At 57.8% G+C, this 18,708-nt stretch carries 19 protein-coding genes and 1 pseudogene; 9 read left to right on the top strand and 11 right to left on the bottom strand.

Annotated elements, in window-relative coordinates:
* A partial coding sequence (locus OO25_RS09435) for a sensor histidine kinase (RefSeq protein ID WP_040179824.1) occupies nucleotides 1–1,456 on the bottom strand: 1,456 nt, incomplete at its 3' end.
* 391 nt (nucleotides 1,457–1,847) lie between these two features.
* On the opposite strand from OO25_RS09435, the gene OO25_RS09430 reads away from it, so the two are divergent.
* The 7 genes and pseudogenes from OO25_RS09430 to OO25_RS09400 all read left to right on the top strand — a co-directional run bounded on the left by OO25_RS09430 (nucleotide 1,848) and on the right by OO25_RS09400 (nucleotide 6,737).
* Nucleotides 1,848–2,135, top strand: coding sequence for an STAS domain-containing protein (locus OO25_RS09430; protein WP_040175751.1), 288 nt, complete (start codon nucleotides 1,848–1,850; stop codon nucleotides 2,133–2,135).
* Nucleotides 2,132–2,506, top strand: coding sequence for a response regulator (locus tag OO25_RS09425; RefSeq protein WP_014881839.1), 375 nt, complete (start codon nucleotides 2,132–2,134; stop codon nucleotides 2,504–2,506). Before OO25_RS09430 ends, OO25_RS09425 begins: the two co-directional genes overlap by 4 nt.
* Nucleotide 2,507: 1 nt before the next feature.
* Nucleotides 2,508–4,642: pseudogene (locus OO25_RS09420) on the top strand (chemotaxis protein CheA).
* Nucleotides 4,626–5,114, top strand: a complete 489-nt coding sequence (locus OO25_RS09415) for a chemotaxis protein CheW (protein WP_040175748.1) — start codon at nucleotides 4,626–4,628, stop codon at nucleotides 5,112–5,114. Before OO25_RS09420 ends, OO25_RS09415 begins: the two are co-directional and overlap by 17 nt.
* A complete protein-coding gene (locus tag OO25_RS09410; protein ID WP_040175746.1) occupies nucleotides 5,111–5,974 on the top strand; it encodes a protein-glutamate O-methyltransferase CheR in 864 nt (287 codons plus the stop codon). The genes OO25_RS09415 and OO25_RS09410 overlap by 4 nt, the downstream gene beginning before the upstream one ends.
* A 35-nt stretch (nucleotides 5,975–6,009) precedes the next feature.
* Nucleotides 6,010–6,396, top strand: coding sequence for a response regulator (locus OO25_RS09405; RefSeq protein ID WP_014881835.1), 387 nt, complete (start codon nucleotides 6,010–6,012; stop codon nucleotides 6,394–6,396).
* 2 nt (nucleotides 6,397–6,398) lie between these two features.
* A complete protein-coding gene (locus OO25_RS09400; protein ID WP_040175763.1) occupies nucleotides 6,399–6,737 on the top strand; it encodes a hypothetical protein in 339 nt (112 codons plus the stop codon).
* Nucleotides 6,738–7,958: 1,221 nt separating this feature from the next.
* Here the strand turns inward: OO25_RS09400 and OO25_RS09395 are convergent.
* The 9 genes from OO25_RS09395 to OO25_RS09360 all read right to left on the bottom strand — a co-directional run bounded on the left by OO25_RS09395 (nucleotide 7,959) and on the right by OO25_RS09360 (nucleotide 16,123).
* A complete protein-coding gene (locus OO25_RS09395) occupies nucleotides 7,959–9,347 on the bottom strand; it encodes a PepSY domain-containing protein (RefSeq protein ID WP_040179816.1) in 1,389 nt (462 codons plus the stop codon).
* 59 nt (nucleotides 9,348–9,406) lie between these two features.
* The gene (locus tag OO25_RS22505) at nucleotides 9,407–9,787 is read right to left on the bottom strand and encodes a hypothetical protein (RefSeq protein WP_082035311.1); all 381 of its coding nucleotides are present in this window, start codon (nucleotides 9,785–9,787) and stop codon (nucleotides 9,407–9,409) included.
* 118 nt (nucleotides 9,788–9,905) lie between these two features.
* Entirely contained in the window at nucleotides 9,906–11,129 is a 1,224-nt protein-coding gene (locus tag OO25_RS09390; RefSeq protein ID WP_040179815.1) for an NnrS family protein, read from the bottom strand.
* A 25-nt stretch (nucleotides 11,130–11,154) separates the two neighbouring features.
* Nucleotides 11,155–11,385 carry a hypothetical protein gene (locus tag OO25_RS09385; RefSeq protein WP_040179814.1) on the bottom strand — a complete coding sequence of 77 codons (231 nt, stop codon included), beginning with the start codon at nucleotides 11,383–11,385 and terminating at the stop codon, nucleotides 11,155–11,157.
* The gene (locus OO25_RS09380; RefSeq protein WP_040175739.1) at nucleotides 11,382–11,564 is read right to left on the bottom strand and encodes a hypothetical protein; all 183 of its coding nucleotides are present in this window, start codon (nucleotides 11,562–11,564) and stop codon (nucleotides 11,382–11,384) included. The genes OO25_RS09385 and OO25_RS09380 overlap by 4 nt, the downstream gene beginning before the upstream one ends.
* 1 nt (nucleotide 11,565) lies before the next feature.
* Nucleotides 11,566–13,497 carry a nitric oxide reductase activation protein NorD gene (locus tag OO25_RS09375; RefSeq protein ID WP_040179813.1) on the bottom strand — a complete coding sequence of 644 codons (1,932 nt, stop codon included), beginning with the start codon at nucleotides 13,495–13,497 and terminating at the stop codon, nucleotides 11,566–11,568.
* 4 nt (nucleotides 13,498–13,501) lie between these two features.
* The gene (locus OO25_RS09370; protein ID WP_040179812.1) at nucleotides 13,502–14,296 is read right to left on the bottom strand and encodes a CbbQ/NirQ/NorQ/GpvN family protein; all 795 of its coding nucleotides are present in this window, start codon (nucleotides 14,294–14,296) and stop codon (nucleotides 13,502–13,504) included.
* Between the two features lie 3 nt (nucleotides 14,297–14,299).
* The gene (locus OO25_RS09365; RefSeq protein ID WP_040175734.1) at nucleotides 14,300–15,658 is read right to left on the bottom strand and encodes a cbb3-type cytochrome c oxidase subunit I; all 1,359 of its coding nucleotides are present in this window, start codon (nucleotides 15,656–15,658) and stop codon (nucleotides 14,300–14,302) included.
* Between the two features lie 12 nt (nucleotides 15,659–15,670).
* Nucleotides 15,671–16,123, bottom strand: a complete 453-nt coding sequence (locus tag OO25_RS09360) for a cytochrome c (RefSeq protein WP_040175733.1) — start codon at nucleotides 16,121–16,123, stop codon at nucleotides 15,671–15,673.
* A gap of 130 nt (nucleotides 16,124–16,253) precedes the next feature.
* On the opposite strand from OO25_RS09360, the gene OO25_RS09355 reads away from it, so the two are divergent.
* A complete protein-coding gene (locus OO25_RS09355) occupies nucleotides 16,254–16,481 on the top strand; it encodes a DUF1858 domain-containing protein (protein WP_040175731.1) in 228 nt (75 codons plus the stop codon).
* Nucleotides 16,482–16,556: 75 nt separating this feature from the next.
* Here the strand turns inward: OO25_RS09355 and OO25_RS09350 are convergent, their stop codons facing one another.
* Nucleotides 16,557–17,246, bottom strand: coding sequence for a Crp/Fnr family transcriptional regulator (locus OO25_RS09350; protein WP_040179823.1), 690 nt, complete (start codon nucleotides 17,244–17,246; stop codon nucleotides 16,557–16,559).
* A gap of 212 nt (nucleotides 17,247–17,458) precedes the next feature.
* Between OO25_RS09350 and nirK the strand changes: the two genes are divergently transcribed.
* Nucleotides 17,459–18,682, top strand: coding sequence for a copper-containing nitrite reductase (gene nirK, locus OO25_RS09345; protein WP_040175728.1), 1,224 nt, complete (start codon nucleotides 17,459–17,461; stop codon nucleotides 18,680–18,682).
* Nucleotides 18,683–18,708 lie beyond the last annotated feature (26 nt).

Raw genomic sequence — 18,708 nt, 5'->3', positions numbered from 1 at the left:
CGATCACCTGGGTCACGGTCATGCTCAATGTCTCCGCTGTGCGGTTGAAATTCTCGCGGAGTTTTTCATGGTGCGACGGGAAAGGATCGGAAATGGGCTGAGAAAAATCCCCGGTTGCGAGGCGCACCAGGCCTGAACTCAGCTGTTCGACAACAACCTCTTGTTGCTGTTGCAGCTCTGCACGATCAAGCTCAGCTGAGCGCGCCTGCTTGAGATCATCTTGCAGGCTGATCAGCTGTCTGCCGATGTCGCCGATTTCATCATTACGCCCTGCTTCCGGAACATTTGTGTCCAGATTGCCTGATGCGACTTCCTCGATACGGTTGCATATACGATTGATAGGCCGAGTGATTGAGCGGGCGAAGAGCCAGCCAACAAGCGACATAACAGCTGAACAGATAAGGGAGATCAGCAGCATAAGATTGCGTTCCCGCTCAGCAGGAGCGAATAATTCCGCGCGATCCTGTTCCGCAACAATAGCCCAATTGGCCTGCGGCATGCCGACCGGTTCGGAGTATGCGACAACCGGCGTACCGTGCGAATCCACTGCATTTGCGTAAAAGCCGCTTTCACCGGCAAGGGCGGCCGAAATCTGTTCTGTCTCTGGCAATTGTTCCAAGACCTGGTGCACGTCATCATTCCGCGAGTTGGTGCGTACTTTCAGATCTTGGCCGACGATAAACACATCTAGCGTCTCATTCATGTCGGTGACCGGATTGACGATTTTGGTCAGCATATTGACCGGTACCTGAAGGGCGATAACCCCTTGCAAATCACCAGCGGCGTCAAAAACCGGACTTGCCACAAAGGCAGCGGCGGCGCCGTTGCTCGGAGCGTATGCTTCAAGGTCCGCGAATACGACGTCACCTGCTGACATGTCGATGGCTGTCCTAAAAGCCTTTCCGAGTCCTGAACTTGCAAACAAACCATCGACAAGATTTGAGGCGTAGTCCGCCTCTTTGGTGACGGAATAAACGACATCCCCAGCGGTATTGATCAGGAAAACGTCATAGTATCCTTTATTCTCAAGAACTGCCGTCAGCGAAGGGTGAAATCGGGCATGGTGCATATGATAGGGTGAATCACCGATGCCGCGGTTCAACAGATGTTTTTCGCCTGCTGCATTGGGGTTTGCATCGATATACGCATTGCGAAGTGTTTTTGCCGGATCGCCCTCGATCCCCTCCCATGTCATGGTGAACCATTCCAGCGCCGTCGCCGTTGAGGGGATCGCGGCCAAGGTTGAGGCGTCAGCGCGAATTCCCTCTACCAACGCCTTCAGCGCCATGCTGCGGTCCTCGGTCATGGCATGAAATTGTTCCTCAGCATGGGCGATCGCATTTCGCTGAAAAGCAAGCGAGCTGATTGTCACAAACATTGCGGTGACCAGCGCACTGAACCCTATGATGAACAGGGGCAGCTTATATGCCAAGCGCAGGTTGGGAATTATTTTCATCGGATACTCCATTTACAGGCACAGGAAGCGGGTGGAGGCCCTCTCCTTGTATCCTTTGATGCCTGCTAGGAGTTAATTTCGACCTTACGCGGGGTTGGTTTTTCACGGTAATTTCTCGGTAAAGATCATCAACTCAGGAGGTGAGTGAGTCCGTATATATATACCTCCTGGTGCGGGTTGCTCATCCGGGAGATCCATGCGCCTTCAATGGTGACGGCTGTTGGCGAACGGCTAAAATTTAGCGAAATTCCGGCTGGTTTTTACGGCCAATTCCACGCTGATTGCGGGCGGTCAGCGTGGGTTTCGGCAATCAAATATTAAGGCCCGCGGTCTACTCCTACCCTATCGACTTGAAACCTGTCGCCGAATACGGGGGTGCGAATCGCTGACCATGACGACGGAAACGCAAACACACACTTTGGACCTGCCCAATGCCTTCTCGGATCTGGATCCGTTGATCGCATTCTTGCGCGGGGCGCGCACTCAAGCAGTGGAGATTGATTGCAGCAATGTGGCGGTTATGCCGTCGCGCTGCCTGCAGCTTCTGCTGAGTGCAGAACAACAATGGCGGTCAGAGGGGCTGGGCTTTTCAGTGGCCAAGGTCACCGAAGGGTGCCGGAAATCGCTCACTCTTTTGGGGCTCGAGCCCAACCGATTTGAAGACGAGGAAACAGCATGAAGACGAAAGTTCTGGCAATTGACGATTCCCGCACTATCCGGAATCTCCTGGCCGCCGCGCTCGAAGAAGCCGGCTTCGAATATCATTGCGCCGTAGATGGCCGTGAAGGCGTAGACATGTATGCCGATGTGGCGCCGGATGTGGTGATCACTGACATCAACATGCCAAACCTGGACGGCTTTGGCGTCATTGAAGAGCTGCGCGGTGATGGCATCAATTCGAAGGTGCCGATTTTGGTTCTGACCACCGAGAGCGCACCCGAGTTGAAAGCCCGCGCCCGTGGCGCTGGTGCGACTGGCTGGATCACCAAGCCCTTTGACGATGCGTCTCTGATTTTCGCGCTGAAGCGCGTTACTGGGGCTGCAGCCTGAGATGGCGGGGTCGATACAGGACACATTCTTCGAGGAGTGCGAAGAGCTCCTTGAAGCAATGGATGAGGGTTTGACCGCTATCGAAGGAGGCGATCATGACCCTGAGGTGGTCAATGCTGTCTTCCGGGCGGTTCACTCGATCAAAGGGGGCGCGGGTGCATTCGGTTTGGATGAGCTGGTCGCGTTTGCCCATAAATTTGAAACCGTCTTCGACGAAGTGCGCGCAAACCGGCTTGGACTCGATACTAAGCTAATTCAGTTGTTGCTGCGCTGTAGCGATCACCTGTCCGATCTTGTGGCGACCTCCCGTGATGGTGGCAGTGTAGATGAGGCGCATAACGACGTGCTCGTGTCAGCTCTTGAGGAGTATATTGACGAGGACGAAGAAGAGGTGGTGTTTCAGCCGATGGGCTTGGGCGGCGCTTTTGAAATGGCGCCGATCGAAGTGGAAAAAGAGCGGATCTACAACATCCGCTTTCACCCTCTCAAAGATATGTACGGTACGGGCAACGAACCCTACTTCTTGTTCCAGACCTTGGCCGACCTCGGCACGCTTGAGGTCACGTTGGACGAGAGTGAGCTGCCCGGTTTCGATGCACTGGATACCGATGAAAGCTACTTGATCTGGGCGCTGACGCTCACGACGACAGAGTCAAAGTCGGCAATCGAGTCAGTTTTTGAGTTTGTAGAAGGGCTGTGTGAGCTGTCAATCGAATCCGATATGGATGAAGAGGACGACGCTAATGCCCTGGCTGCGCTGGAGGCTGCATTTGGTACAGCCCCGGAGGAAGGTGGTGATCAGGTGGCTGCCCCTTTTGAACCGCCGGTCTCAGCCCCAGAACCGGAGGCTGTGGCAGCCCCGGTGGCCGCCAAGGCGGCGGCACCAAAAGCTGAGGCCGCGAAATCCGATCAGCGTGGGCCAAACCCGACGCTGCGGGTCGACCTGGAACGGGTCGATCGGTTGATCAACGCTGTTGGCGAGTTGATCATCAACCATTCAATGTTGGCACAACAGATTGCCAACCTTGACGTCGCAGATCTACGGGACGTGGAAACCGAGCTGGAGGGCTTCAAAAATCTGGCCCGTGATATCCAGGAAGGTGTCATGTCCATTCGCGCACAACCTGTTAAACCGCTGTTTCAGCGGATGGCGCGGATCGTGCGGGAAGCTTCCGCGGCGACTGGAAAAACTGCCAAGCTGATCACCGAGGGTGAGGGCACCGAAGTCGATAAGACCGTCATTGAGCGACTGTCCGATCCGTTGACCCATATCCTGCGCAACGCAGTCGACCATGGAATCGAAAAGCCCGAAGATCGCGAAGCGGGCGGCAAAACCAAGAGCGGTGAAATCCGGCTATCGGCATCTCATCGCTCCGGCAGCGTCTGCATTGAGATCAAAGACGACGGTGCCGGTGTCAATCGGCCGCGCGTGAAGCAGATCGCTATCGATAAAGGGCTCATTCCGGAGAACGCGGATCTAACTGATAGCGAGATCGACAACTTGCTGTTCCTGCCGGGTTTTTCCACTGCAAAGGAGATCTCAAATCTTTCCGGACGCGGTGTCGGAATGGATGTGGTTAAAAACGCAGTCACAGCCTTGGCGGGCGGATCAATATCTCCTCCACGCCGGGAAAGGGCTCGGTTTTCACCATTATCCTGCCGCTGACACTCGCCGTCATGGACGGGATGGTCGTTTCCGTCGCAGATCAAACCATGGTGGTTCCGATTACCTCGATCGTCGAGACGATGCGGGGCAGCGACGACATGGTCAACAACCTAGGCGCGGATGGCACATTGCTGTCAATCAGAGGAAACTTCGTACCTGTTTGCGATGTTGGTGGCGCATTGGGACTGTCCAAGGGTGATCAGGATCAGCCTCCCGGGGTTTATCTTCTGGTCGAGACAGAGACCGGTCAGCGGAGTGCCTTGGCCGTGGATGACATCCATGACCAGCGTCAGGTCGTCATCAAGAGCCTAGACGGAGTGTGCGGAAATATCCCCGGCGTTGCGGCAGCAACCATTCTTGGTGACGGCAAGATTGCCATGATCCTTGATCCAGAAAGTATTCTTGCGGCTTCGCCTTCTGCAGCCGCTTTCGACACAGAGCGGAGAATAAGCAATGCAATCGCAAGCTGAAGCCAAGTATGACGACTCGGAAATCAAACACGCCGAGCACAGCGAATTTGTCAGTTTCACCGTTGCTGGCCAGGCGTTCTGTCTGAAAATCACCCAGATCCGGGAAATCCGGCGCTGGTCCCCGGTTACGATCCTACCTCATGCTCCGGCGGACGTCCTAGGGGTGATGAACCTGCGGGGCGCCGTGATCCCGATCTATGACCTTTCAGCGCGGTTCGGGCTCCAGCAGACCGAAGCGAGTGAGCGAAATGTCGTGATTGTCGTCTCGGTACATGGCAAGCCAGTTGGCCTGCTGGCTGAGTCTGTTTCTGAGATTATCTCGATCAATCCAGATGATATTCAAGACACGCCGCCGGTCGATAGCCGTAATACGATGGATTACATTCAGGGTATTATTTCGCACGATGAGACGATGGTGCGGATCATCAACCTGGATGCTGTCATCACTGCGCCGGAACAGGTGATCTCGTGACTTTTGCTAACCCCATTGATACTCGTGCGGATGGTTTCACCCTGTCTGATCAGGATTTTGAATCCATCGCCGATTTTGCGCACAAGCACTTTGGGCTGGCTATGTCGAGCAGCAAGAAACCTCTGGTTTCCTCACGCTTGGCGCGGCGGTTGCGCAAGCTGAATTACACTGATTTCAAATCCTACCTTCAGGAATTGAATGGTCCCAACGCTGATGCAGAACGCAGCGAGTTGCTGTCTCTGCTGACCACAAACGTGACGCAGTTCTTTCGCGAACCGCATCACTTCGATACGTTGCGTGATGATGTCCTGCCGCCGTTGCTGGAGAAAGCACGTCGCGGGGATCGTGTGCGCATCTGGTCCGCAGGATGTTCCAATGGGCAGGAGCCCTACACCATAGCCATGGTGTTGAAAGAGCTCTGTCCTGACGTGGAAAGGCTGGATGTGAAAATCCTTGGCACGGATATTGATCCTGTGGTTGTACGCAAGGCATCCGCAGCCAGGTATTCCGCTGACGAGCTGTCGCAAATCCCGCAAAAATACAGCGGATACTACAAGATCGAAGGACAGGATGGGGCGATCCGTGATGATCTACGCGGACTGCTGACATTTGGGGTGCTCAACCTGATTGAGCCTTTCCCCTTCAAAGGCAAGTTCGATGCGATTTTCTGCCGGAATGTGGCGATCTATTTCGACACGCCGACGCAACAGAAGGTCTGGCATGCCTTTCAACGCAGCCTGAACCCTGGCGGCTATCTGTTTATCGGCCATTCAGAACGCATGTCCGGGCCTGCGGCATCTGCGCTGCAGACCGTTGGAATCACCACTTACTTAAACTCTCCTGCCGGTCGGAACACCTGAGCAGTCCGGCACAATAAGAAAACGAGGAACAAAAAATGAGCTTGAAAGACTCCCTGCGCGTGATGGTTGTCGATGATATGTCGACCAGCCGAGGTATCTTGACCCAATGCCTGGATGAGCTAGGTGTCAGTAATTATATGGTTGAAAATAACGGACAATCCGCGTTTCAGAAGCTCGTCGCCAATCCGGTGCACCTAGTGCTATCAGACTACAACATGCCGGGCATGGATGGGCTTGGTCTGCTGAAGGCACTGCGAGAACATCGGGTGACACAACGGGTGGGTTTCATCCTGGTGACTGGTAAGCCAACTCCCGAAATCGTCGAGGTTGGTCGCCGTCTCGCGATGAACAACATTATCCGCAAACCCTTCACCGTTGCCACGATGAAGCAGGCGATTGAGCAAGTGGTTGGTCGTCTATGAACATGCAGTCGACACCACCGCCGAGAGGCCACACGATCAGTGACCTTTGCGATGTGTCGCGCGCTGAGATGAAGCGGCTGCAAGAGCAGGTGCAGTTGCTTGAGGATACTGTGTTGACCATCTTTGAACGCGGAACGCCTCCGACCCGCGAAGAACGGCAGTCTCTGCAGGATTTCGACTTGATTGTGCAGACACTGGCCGCAATGGTGAAGTTCTACGAGGAACTCAGAAAACTTGCGGCGGATACTGGTGGTATCAACCTCGAAGATAGCAGTGCGGTTGTGACATTGCACAAGCTGCGCGACCGGCTGCGCGACCCTGCTAGCGCAGCTCAGCACTAAAAAATTCTGCACCGTCGTCTCGGCGGTGCAGGCCTGGCTTAGGTCTTCAATGTTTGATCGTCGCTACACCTGTCGTCTTTGATATGCCGAATTACCTCTTCGACAGTAAGACGTTAACTCTTGGCTAGCCTGCGTGAATTGGTCGACGCACCACGTTCTTCGAATGGCGGGCGGACCGTCAGCGAGAACCAGTACGCCGACTGGCAGTTAACACTTACGCTAGTTGGCTAACGCTTGTTTGCGCTGCTGACTTCTTGGCAGAGATTGAACCTGTCCCGCCCCAGCTCCGCGCGATGTGCTCGACTCTGTGACTTTCTAATTGCTGGCACTACCTTTCCTTTCCCGGTGCCACGCACCTGGGATGCGTCTTGTAGTCCCCATCGATGTAGTCATTGATTGCTGTCTCTTCCCGCTGCGGCTTACCCAGGCGCGCCACCAAGTCAGTTCTGCGCTTATGGATGGAAGAGCGTTCAGGTGACATGTACTGATATTGTCCTTTCCCCACGTTGATCCCTTGACGATATGCAGGTGCAGAAGTTTCTTACAGTTGTGAAAGAATTATTTGGCACCATGGGTCCAGTATTGGCTGCGGCCTTTCGGGGGCCACGCGGAGGCCGAGGGGAATAAAAAGTTAGATCGCGCTTGTTATAACGGCTCACTGACTTACCCATCACCCTAAGAGAACGCGGATCTGGCGTCACTGAGAGACAGACTGCCATTGTTACGCAAATGTAGCTGACACCATTGATCTACTTACGTTCTGATTTCACCGAGACGAATTTGTGGCCCGAGAACTACGGTGCACCGTTTCATCTGATGTCGCTGTTGGTCGTCACCTTCGACCATCGACCTCAATTCTCAGGCAGGAACTGTCGAGCTGTTTGCGGATACAAAAGAATGGATATGCCCTTCTGACTCCTAGATCTGACCGCTAAATATTTCAACGCAGCGAAGTCGGTTTTCCAAGCCGATTTCTTCTGCATATTCTGCAAAGAGGGTTCGCCGTAGCCGCCTGTGCAGAGTGTATTTTTAAGTGATCCGTAACCCGTCAGAAGACAAGGCACGACCGGGTGAGCAACACAATCATCACCGTAAGGGGAAGGCCGATGCCTTGGGGTTGCTTGGACAAAATGTTTGCAAAATTCAAATCACCATTTGGTTCATAGCTATATTTTCCTCCCATGCCCGCCGGAATTCGACAGCGCACATGGGAGGGAGACATTAGGTCAGCCTGTGGCGCAGAGCCGGGAGGCGGGACAGGATCATCCAGTCAACAACAAGCAGCGTCAGGAACGCCAGCCCAGCCATCGGAAACGCCATGGACACGGCCAGGCCAACCAAGACTGCGCCCTGCCAGAGGGGCAGCTCCTTTGGCATTGGCGGTGCCGAAAGACGGCCAGCCTTGGTCGGGCGGCGTTTCCACCAGAGCACAATTGCGCTGAGACACAGAAACAGGACGGACAGGCAAACCAGCGTGTTTGCTAGAACGCTCCATAAACCCAACGTCCCCATGTGGAGGGCGATGCCAATCGCCATCGCCTTGCCCGCCCAAGAGTAATCGGTAAACCGAACATCGGCCAGGATCTTGCCTGTGTAGCGATCCACATGAACGGTCCGGTCGGAGGTGGGGTTGGTGCTGTCTGTGCTCATTGAATCCCGGCTGAGGGTCCAGACACCGGTGTCGCCGCGCGGAATGCTCAGCTGATATCGCCCCTCAAACCCGATGCGGCGGGCGAGGGCATCGATGCTGTCGAGGTCGACGACAGTAGTAGTCACACCAACCAGTCCCACATCGCTGCCCGAGGCGGGCATCGGCGTTTGTTCCAGCGCCCATGGAACCTCGCGACGGGCGTGATCCATACTGGCATGAATATCGTCGGACAGCGGGACATTGTCCCATTTTTCGGCTGGGAACTGGCTCCAGGCCTGCACTATTTTGCCCCCCCAAACGCCAGCCCAGGCGAGGCCGGAAATGAGAAACAGTACAAGAAACAGTGAGATCCAGATGCCGACAACACCATGCAGGGATTTCCACAGGCTGCGGCCACGTCCCGGGCTTGGCAGCAGCGCGCGACGCCACCCAATCGTCCGGGGCCACCACATGTAAAGGCCTGTTGCAATCAGCACCAAGGCCAATGAGGCAGCGGTTTCCAGAATGCGGTCGCCACTGACGCCAAGCATCAGATCGCTGTGCAGATTATCCGCAAAATCATACCAACCGCTGCGGCGCGGGAAGGTCTCGATGACCTCCGCAGTGTAGGGATCAACCGCGATCATGATGGCATCGCCCTCGTGATCGACCCGGAAAAGCGCTGCGCGGTCGGCGGTGCGGGGGGCCACATATTGTCTTAGTTCTCCGTCTGGCAGGCGTGCCTGCGCGGCCTCGGCCTGTACCGACAGTGACTGAACCTGTTCTTGCGGCACCACGGGCGTACGCTCACCATCGCGACCATCAATCCATGCAATCCACAGCATGGCGAGCCCAGTGAGCGCAAGTGCGGCGAGAAAGGGAATGACAAACAGACCGGTGTAGAAGTGCCATCGCCAGGCGGCAAAATAGAGTTTTTGCGCGCTGCCTTGCGGCTGCGCGGTAGAATTGGGCATATTCATGGGTTGGCTCCAGGCCTTTGGGTGCTGTTGTTACCACAGCACCTGAGTTGCAATTGACGTCAGAGAAGCGTTGTCAAAAGCGCGGGAGGAGCACGGCTGCCATGGGCCGGATCACGCCAAAGCGTGCTGTGCGGTCGCGTCACCAATGGAGCGGAAGCCGTTGGTCGTTGCACCCATGTGACGCCGGGTGTTGCCGGATGACCGGGTATCAGCGCGGCTGCAACCAGTCGGCAGGCTTCACATTGTGCGAGAGTGCCGTGCCCCGGATCCTGACTGTCGCCACATAGATCACTGAGTGCACCGCCTGCCGCGACAAAGGCCGCGTAGTCGGGGGAGTCTTCGGCGCGCTCAATCGTATGCGCAAAACCAGTGCTGGCCAAGGCCAACACGAGCGCCAGAATCATGGCCAGTCGTGGAAAGATATGAACCGCGAATCGCATAGAGAGTGTCGTAGTGTGACTGCGGTTAAATTACGAGTGGTTCTGAGGTGGAAACAGGGCTTTGAAACCCGAAAGGGCCATGCGCTGTGCGATGGCGCGCCCGGGGTCTGACAACGCGCTATGCCTGCCCGGCGGCCCGTCTGGCTGAGAAAAGAGCAGCCCCATAGACCAGCGCATATCCAAAAAATGCGGCGCACCAGGCCGTAGCCGAGAGGTGATAGAGCCAATCGGCGCTGCCTACGCCGATCCCGGCGACAACTCGAGCGATGCTTGCCACCAAGAGCGCCAGCAAGATCAGTTTTGTGCCAGGGCCAGCCACCAGCGGTCGTCCGGTATGGCCCAGCGTGGCACGTATCATCACCGCAAGGGTCATCATGCCAATGGCGCCTGCCATCCAGAGGTGCTGTGCTGCGGCTGCGTCCAGTGGAACGTGCGGTATTTGCGCCATAGCCATGAGACCCGCGCCGATAGGGATCATCGCATAGGCCAGATGCAGCACCGCGAGCAATGGTTCTAACGCCGTGCGGTGTCCCTGCCAGCGCCCCATGCGCAGCAGGTGCCCTATTGCAAAGATCGTCAATGCGACCGCCGCCGCGAGATGATCAGGCATCGCCACCCAGATACCAAGGGCGGGCAGGCTGATAGCCAAGACCGCTTTGTCTAACAGCTGCATCGGGCTGGCGGGACGGGCATCAACGCCCGTCTTGATGAGCCAATTACCCGTGAAACTGGGGATGATGCGACCACCGATGAGGCAGATCATGCCGATCACCGTTGCCAATCCCAAACGCATGCCAAGGCCTTGCGCCGGGTATCCGCCTCCTGCTGTTTCCAGATGTACCAATAGCAGCGCCAATGTGTGCAGCCCCAGCAACACTAAAACAACAAGGTTGCGCCAGTTGCGCCCCGCGATGATCTCGAGCAGGATCACCGATCCTAGGATCAGTGGAAAACTCAGATCGACAAAGGCCACAACGACAGCAGGCAGATCTGAGGCAAATAGGGTGGTGACGCGCCCTGCGAGCCAGAGCAGCACCAAACCCAGCAACGGCCAGCCTTTGAGCGGCGCCCGCCCGGTCCAATTTGGAACCGCCGTGAGTAGGAAGCCAGCCAGCACCGCACTGAGGTATCCAAACAGGAATGCCTTGGCATGCCAGGAGAGCGGATCAAGCATGATCGGGAGCGTCAGCGCGCCGCTCAGCAGTCCGATCCAGGCGATCATCGCCAGCCCGGCCCAAAGCGCTGCGAGGAAGAAAAATGGCCGGAAGCCGTAGGAGAGAATGGCGGGGGGCCAAGTTGGCGCGTTTATATCCATGCGACCTGCGTCTGTTGTCACTGTCATAGGTCAGATCCGTTTCTTAAAATACTTAGGGCTGCGCTGAGTCCATCAGGCGCCGGATATGTCCGGCGAAGGCGTAAGTGGCAGGCACCGCAATCAGCGCGCCGATCAAGATGGAGGCGGCGGTTCCCAACACCGGCAACCCAAGCCAGCTGGTGATCAGGGAGGCAAAGAAGACGTTGACGGCCATCGCGCCTACGCAAAAAGGATAAAGTGCGATTGCGATACGCCTGCGCGACCAGCCCGCCTGCGATGTCATCGCCTGGCCACCAATACATGGACCGCTGCAAGGGCCAGCACCAGGGCGATACAGGCCAGCGCAAACCAGAACTCAGCGGTTGCAGACTGCGCCTGCGGGGCCGGGCGGTCGAACCCCGTGGCCAGCGCGGGCAGGGCGGTGATCGCGGCGCAGACTATTCCAGATAAGATATAACGCATGTCAGCTCTCCTGTGTCAGACTACGGTAGATGTCGGGCAAGGCCCGCGACAGTCGGGCAGGGTTCGGCAGGAGCGAAAACCCGCCGCGTCCGAAAATCCGTGCGAACCAGTCCTGACCGTCTTCGTCGATGATGATGCCATGCAGGCTTTGGCCCGCGCGGCGGGCGCTACGTACGGCCATGCGGCTGTCTTCAATACCGTGCTGGCCTTCGTAGTGGTCGAGATCATTAGGCTTGCCATCTGTTAGGACAATCAGCAGCTTACGGCTGGATGACTCTGCCGCCAGCTGGGCGCTGACGTGGCGGATCGCGGCCCCAAGACGGGTGTAGTGGCCCGGTTGCAGCGCGCCGATATTGGCGGTGACAGCATCGGACATCGGCATGTCAAACCCCTTGCAGCGGGTTAGGAACACCCGGTCGCGGCGCAGGGATGAGAAGCCCCAGATCGCCAATCTGTCGCCTGCAACGTCAATCCCGAGAGCCAGCGCCGCCATAGCGTTGCGGGCAATGTCGATCACACTGCTGTCAGCAATCGCGGCTTCAGTGGACCGCGAGGTGTCGATCAGAAAGGCAACCGAGAGGTCGCGCTGCTGTTGGCGTGCGCTCTGCCAAAGCCGATCGCTGCCACGCCCGGTTGCCGCCAGATCGGCTTGGTTGGAGGTAACTGCATCCAGATCCAGCTCGGCGCCGTCGACTTGCCGTGGCTGCAGGATGCGGCGCGGACGCAACGCTTCGAACTGGCGACGCACCATCCGGATCTGGCGGGGGTCGGGTCGAAAGGGATGCTGCGCGTCAGGCTGTGCATCCGCCTCAAGCACGCGGCAGTGATCCGTCATCTCACATTGGCTGAGATGGTTCCACTCGGGGTAGGTGTATTCCGCACTCAGCCGTTCGTGTTCGGCATCTGCGGGCGATAGATCCAGATGCAGCCGCAACCGGGACGCCAGCCGACGGTCATGCTTGGTAAGCGGGATAAGATCCTGATCCTCTGCGGCCTTTTGGGCATTGTCAGGGTCATCATCATCAACACTGCGGTTGATATTCATCGACTCCACCCAGGACAGGATGGATTCAAACCGATGCAGGATAAAACTGTCCTTACGACGCGCCTGATCCTGATCGATGCGCGCGCCCAGCTTGCGACTGCTGCTTGCCGCCGTGGGCAGCGCGGTCGCCTGCTCGGCGGCTTCTTCTGCGGCCATTGCGGCGTGGCCGGGAGCCTCAAAACGGAGCCAGAACGGTACCGGTGCAAACGGCAGATAGCGCCCCGCCTCCGTTGGCAAATCTGTGCTCAGCGGTTGGTCGGTCGTGACCTCCCACGGATCCTGAGACAAAGCCGCGAGAACCTGTTCTGCGACCATCCGATCAGCGGTATGGGCTGGCTGCGCCTTGCGTTGTTTCAGGCACAGGCTTGCCATTTGTCGGTAGGTTTGCCGCAGGCCAGGGCAATACCCGGCGGCACGGTGGCTGGCGGCAAGGGTGGCCCGGATCCGGGCCAGATCGGCAGCGCGGGCTGAATTGGGCGGCTGCGGTTGCAGCTCTGCGGGATCAGCGACCGCAGCCTGTGCGACCAGCCAGAAATAGGCAGCCCGGTTCAGCTCATAGCGGGGAAAGCAGGCCATCACCGGGGGCAGGGCCAATCGCCTACCGTCGTAACGTGGAATAAACTCGCGCATCCGATCTGCCGCAACCCGGTGCGTCAGGGATCGCCGGTGCTGTGCCACCGTGGCAGGTGCCTCGACCAGATCGACCGACGCTGCCCCGCCCAAGGCGCGAAACAGCACTGCAAGGCTGGGCCTCAGGTCCTGCAACCGGCAGGCCGCAGCAGATAGCGTCGCGCCATCCTCTGCGACCTCACCGGCGAGATTGCTGGCCATATCGTGCCAGAGGTTGCCAACAGTTTCCTCGGGCTCCATCAGGTCGAGCAATTTCATAACGCTACCCGTAGATCGTCGCGATCAGATCGCGCAGCGCTTGTTTGATGTCCTCTTCATCGGTGAGAGGTTCGATGATCGCGGCCTCCAGCGCTGGCTCAATTGGCATGCCGCGGTGGATCAGACTGGCGGTATAGATCAGCAGCCGGGTCGACACGCCCTCTTCCAGATCCATGCCCGACAAGGCGCGGATATGACCGGCCAACCGTACAAGCGGTTGCACCTTCGACACATCCAGCCCGCTTTCCTTAGCGACGATGGCGCATTCCGACTGCGGGTCGGGAAAATCGAAACTGGCTGAGAGAAACCGTTGCCGTGTCGAAGGTTTGAGCCGCTTCAGCACGTTCTGATAGCCGGGATTGTAAGAGGCAACCAACATGAAGCCGGGCGGCGCCACCAGTTCCTCGCCGGTGCGGTCAATCATCAGCGTGCGGCGGTTGTCGGTCAGTGGATGAAGCACCACAGTGACGTCCTTACGCGCCTCGACAACCTCATCCAGATAGCAGATCCCCCCCTCGCGCACGGCGCGGGTCAGTGGACCATCGACCCAATGGGTATCGCCCCCTTTTAGAAGATAGCGTCCAATCAGGTCAGCGGCGGAGAGATCATCATGGCAGGCCACGGTATACAGCGGCCGATCGAGCCGGGCTGCCATATGTTCGACAAACCGTGTCTTGCCGCAGCCGGTCGGCCCCTTCAACAGAAGGGGCAGGCCTTGGGCATGGGCGGTTTCGAACAATGCGCATTCCTGAGCAATTTCATGGTAATGCGGGATCGGGCGGGGGGCATGCATGTTCATGACTTACTCCCCCGCAACCGTGCCGGTCTTATGCGCTGGTCCGGGTGCAATCACCTCATCCCGGCGCACCACCAAAAGCGCGTAGATGAACAGCAAGGCCCCGATCACAACCGCAGCGCCGGCCCCGAACCGCATTAGATAGAAAATCGACAGGCTGTCCTGCACATCCATGTAATAGTCCCCGATGACGCGCTGCATATGGGTCTGAATGGTTCCGGCAAAGGTCAGCACGAACGTCATGAACGCCATGCCGCCGGTCATCAGCCAGAAGCTGGCCATATTCAGAACCTGATTATATGGCGCCCGTCCACGCAGCATTGGCATCGCGTAGGTAAAGATCGCGAGGTTCAGCGCCACATAGGCCCCGTAGAAGGACAGATGCCCATGTGCAGCGGTGATCTGGGTGCCGTGGCTGTAGAAATTGACCCCATGCAGCGTGTGCAGAAATCCCCAGACACCCGCACCGAAGAAGGCAACGGTGCTGGACCCGAGCGACCACAAAAGAGCAGCCTTGTTTGGGTGGTTCTTGCGTCCCTTCCAGACCATCACAAAGGCAAAGGACATCATCAGGAAGAAGGGGATCACCTCAAACGTTGAGAAGATCGAACCAACCCACTGCCAATAGCCGGGCAAACCAATCCAGTAGAAATGGTGACCGGTGCCCAAAATGCCCGAGAAAAGAGCGGTGGCGACGATAACATACAGCCATTTTTCAACCACTTCACGGTCGACCCCGGTCAGCTTCAGCAGCAGGAAGGCAAGGATCGCCGCCATCACCAGTTCCCAGGTTGCTTCCACCCAGAGGTGGACAACAAACCACCAGTACATCTTGTCCAGAGAGAGGTTTTCCGGGTTGATGAAGGCAAAGATCCACAGCAGCGACAGCAGCCATAGCCCCATCAACAAGACATTGGTGATCGCGGTTTTCTTCCCCGCCAGCACTGTCATCGACACATTGAAGAGGAAGATCAGCGCAGCGACGAGGATACCAAACTTCACCCAGAGCGGTTGCTCCAGAAATTCGCGCCCTCCGTGGATGCCGACCAGATAGGACCCAACCGCCCCAAGTGTGCCGATCATCAGGATCGCAAGCTGCAGATAGGCCAGTTTGACCGAGTAGATCTCGCGCTCGGATTCCTCCGGGATCAGGAAATAGGCCGCACCGAAGAAGCCAAGCAGCAACCAAACGATAAGCGCGTTGGTGTGCAGCATACGAATGATATTGAAGGGCAGCAGTTCAGACAGGAAATTGGGTGAGACATAAACCCAACCTGCCAATAACCCGCCGAGGACCTGAATTGCGAATAGCGCCATCGCGCAGATGAAATAGGCCTGAGCGACCTTTTGAGATTGATATTTCATGATGTCTCTCCCTTAGCCCGCGTCATTCGGCGGCCAGCCCTGAGTGTCGGTCTGATCGGCCCATCGCAGGAATTCGGCCAGGCCGCGGGTTTCCTCTTCGGTCAACTCGAAATAAGGCATCTGACGGCGCCCCTCGACACCGCTGGGCTGGCTCTCCATCCAGCTGTTCAAGATTTCAAAGGCTTCTTCAGGGTCATCCTGAACACCCCATCTGGTCATCACATTGCCGACTTCCGGCGCGAAATATGCCCCTTCGCCGTGTAGCGTGTGGCAGTTGATACAGGAGTGTCGTTCCCAGACACGTTTGCCCAGTGTGACGGCTTCGGTCAGGGGCATTCCTGCGGTGGAGGTTGTCACCACATAGCGGTGGCTGTGCACGGTCATGCCAATGAACACCACAACGAAGAAAATCGATCCTCCGTAGAACACATTGCGCGCCCGCGACTTGGTCAGAAATTCAGCCATGGCGTGGCCCTTTCCGGCAGTTGCTGATCGCTTGGTGATAGCCCGGACAGCAGAGGCAAAGGTTGTGCAAGCGCAAGGTTTGGCGCGATTGCCACTGCTAGCCTGACCTCAGAGAGAGGATTGACCCGTCATGCCGCCGCCAAAACTGGACGACCCCGACCTGCCGCTGGATATCCTCATGACGACCTGGCCGGAGACGGTCCGGGTCTTCATGGACCACGATATGCTCTGTGTTGGCTGTATGGTCAGCCCGTTTCATTCCGTCAGCGAAGCCTGCGCGGAATATCATCTGGATGAAGAGGTGTTTCGCGCCGCGCTGGCAGACGCCGTTGAACTCGCGCGCCAGAACCGGGGCTGATCCCGGTTTTCCATCCGATCAGAAGATGTCGGTGCAGCGGAGGCACACCACGCCTGCTCCGCGCCGGTGGCACCGTTATGGATCGCTGAGGAGCATCAGCCGATGGGGGTCACAGATGGTGATTTTCTTGCGCTTGCTGCTGACCATCCCGTCCTTCTCCCAGGCGCTAAGCAGGCGGCTGACCGTGTGCAACGTGGTGCCGGTGAGTTCTGAAACATCCTGACGGGTGATCGGAAATCCGATCTCGATTCCTTGCGCGACCTTGGTGCCGGATTGATTGATCAATCGCAGCAAAGCCCGGGCAACCCGTTGTTCGACATGCTGTGTCGACATCTCCATGATGCGGGTGTTCATCTCGCCAATACGGGCGCCGACCGTTTTATAGGTCTCTGTGGCAAAGCCTGGGTAGTCGGCGATGAAACTGTCCCACAGCGCGGTTGGCCAGGAGAGGATCAGCGCCTCGCTCGCGGCAACGGCGGTGGCTGGATAACTGTCGCGCCCCAGTGCCCGTGCAATTCCGAACAACTGGCCGGGTGGAATATGCAAGGAGGTCACCTGTTCACCGTCGCTGGAGATCCGTACGACCCGAATGGTGCCATCCAGCAGCAGGTAAAATGTCTCCGCAGGATCACCTTCGGCAAAAACCGTTTGCCCAGGCCCAACGCCACGACTGCTGGCGTGATCAAGGATCGTGCGGATCTGCGCGTCGGCCAGCTGCGAGAATGGTGGCAGCGGGCGAAGCAGGCTTTCATGTAGGTGGCGCACGGCATCTCCGAACAAGCGTTGTCATGATCCTAAAACAAAACCGGGGGGGCGTCACCCGCGCGGTGCTTTGACCGCGGGTTGGTCAGCCAAAAAACCGCCGCTGTCTTTGCGCTGCCGCAACGTCCCGAATTTGGTGATCAGCTAAATTTATCGCGACATCAGCAAACGCGGCTCGCCCACGGCGGACCACGCCTAAGACAAGGAGAGCGACAATGACCAAACGTTTCAACCCCGGGCTTGCGCAAACAAGCCGTCGCAATGTGCTGCGCGGAACCGTTCTGGCCGGTGCTGCGGCGATGACCGGTGGGCTGGCTTCCTCGGCAAACGGGGCCGGTCGTCGGGCAGCGGTGCCGCCATTGCGCGGCGCGGCGCCCCAGTTCATTCAAGCCGAAGCGCAGGCACAGGCGGAGGCCGCCCCGGTGGATCTGTCGGGATACACCCGCGTCAAACAGGAACTGGTGGCGCCGCCGTTTGCTCCCAAACATGAGCAGGTAGCATCCGGCGGGCCGAAAATCGTCGAGATTGAACTGATCACCGAAGAGCGGCTGATGGTGGTGGATGAGGACACCGGCGCCGAGATCTGGGCGCTGACCTACAACGGGTCTGTTCCTGGCCCGCTGATCATCGTGCATGAGGGCGATTATGTCGAACTCACCCTGCGCAATCCGACAGACAGCCAGATGGAACACAACATCGACTTTCACGCCTCCACCGGGGCGCTGGGGGGCGGCGGTCTCACCCATGTTTTCCCGGGCGAAGAAACTGTTCTGCGCTGGAAAGCAACCAAACCCGGCTGCTTCACCTATCACTGCGCACCTGGCGGCGCGATGATCCCCTATCACGTTACCCATGGGATGAATGGTGCCATCATGGTGCTGCCGCGCGATGGCCTCAAAGACGGTGAGGGCAATCCGCTGCGCTATGACAGCATCGCCTATATCGGTGAGCAGGATTACTACCTGCCGATGGACGAAAACGGCGACTATCGCACCTATGAATTGGCAGGCGACGACTATGCTGACAGTATGGACGCGATGCGGACGCTGGTGCCGACCCACTCGGTTTTCAACGGCGCTGTCGGCGCCCTGACCGGCGACAACGCACTGCGCGCGAAGGTCGGCGAGACGGTTCTGATGATCCACAATCAGGCCAACCGCGACTCCCGTCCGCACCTGATCGGCGGCCACGGCAATTATGTCTGGGAGACCGGGTCTTTCACCGATGCGCCGCTCACAGGTATCGAGAGCTGGTTCGTGCGTGGCGGCAGCGCCATGGCAGCGATGTACACCTTCGAACAGCCTGGCGTTTATGCCTATGTGAACCACAATCTGATTGAGGCGGTTCTGCTGGGGGCCACTGCCCACTTCGTCGTCGATGGCGCCTGGGATAATGCGCTGATGGAACAGGTGGTTGCGCCGCGCAGCTTTGAAACCTGAACCCGCGCACTGCGTATAACGACCAT

This window comes from Phaeobacter sp. S60, from assembly GCF_000826845.1.
In the GTDB taxonomy this organism is placed as follows: Bacteria; Pseudomonadota; Alphaproteobacteria; order Rhodobacterales; family Rhodobacteraceae; genus Phaeobacter; species Phaeobacter piscinae.
The sequence above is the reverse complement of the archived record's forward strand: the minus strand, read 5'-3'. Positions and strand labels throughout refer to the sequence as shown.

Coding starts and splice junctions, on each gene's coding strand:
- OO25_RS09430 (WP_040175751.1), top strand. CDS start 1,848: ATGACGACGGAAACGCAAACACACACTTTGGACCTGCCCAATGCCTTC.
- OO25_RS09425 (WP_014881839.1), top strand. CDS start 2,132: ATGAAGACGAAAGTTCTGGCAATTGACGATTCCCGCACTATCCGGAAT.
- OO25_RS09415 (WP_040175748.1), top strand. CDS start 4,626: ATGCAATCGCAAGCTGAAGCCAAGTATGACGACTCGGAAATCAAACAC.
- OO25_RS09405 (WP_014881835.1), top strand. CDS start 6,010: ATGAGCTTGAAAGACTCCCTGCGCGTGATGGTTGTCGATGATATGTCG.
- OO25_RS09400 (WP_040175763.1), top strand. CDS start 6,399: ATGCAGTCGACACCACCGCCGAGAGGCCACACGATCAGTGACCTTTGC.
- OO25_RS09395 (WP_040179816.1), bottom strand. CDS start 9,347: ATGAATATGCCCAATTCTACCGCGCAGCCGCAAGGCAGCGCGCAAAAA.
- OO25_RS22505 (WP_082035311.1), bottom strand. CDS start 9,787: ATGCGATTCGCGGTTCATATCTTTCCACGACTGGCCATGATTCTGGCG.
- OO25_RS09390 (WP_040179815.1), bottom strand. CDS start 11,129: ATGACAGTGACAACAGACGCAGGTCGCATGGATATAAACGCGCCAACT.
- OO25_RS09385 (WP_040179814.1), bottom strand. CDS start 11,385: ATGACATCGCAGGCGGGCTGGTCGCGCAGGCGTATCGCAATCGCACTT.
- OO25_RS09380 (WP_040175739.1), bottom strand. CDS start 11,564: ATGCGTTATATCTTATCTGGAATAGTCTGCGCCGCGATCACCGCCCTG.
- OO25_RS09375 (WP_040179813.1), bottom strand. CDS start 13,497: ATGAAATTGCTCGACCTGATGGAGCCCGAGGAAACTGTTGGCAACCTC.
- OO25_RS09370 (WP_040179812.1), bottom strand. CDS start 14,296: ATGAACATGCATGCCCCCCGCCCGATCCCGCATTACCATGAAATTGCT.
- OO25_RS09365 (WP_040175734.1), bottom strand. CDS start 15,658: ATGAAATATCAATCTCAAAAGGTCGCTCAGGCCTATTTCATCTGCGCG.
- OO25_RS09360 (WP_040175733.1), bottom strand. CDS start 16,123: ATGGCTGAATTTCTGACCAAGTCGCGGGCGCGCAATGTGTTCTACGGA.
- OO25_RS09355 (WP_040175731.1), top strand. CDS start 16,254: ATGCCGCCGCCAAAACTGGACGACCCCGACCTGCCGCTGGATATCCTC.
- nirK (WP_040175728.1), top strand. CDS start 17,459: ATGACCAAACGTTTCAACCCCGGGCTTGCGCAAACAAGCCGTCGCAAT.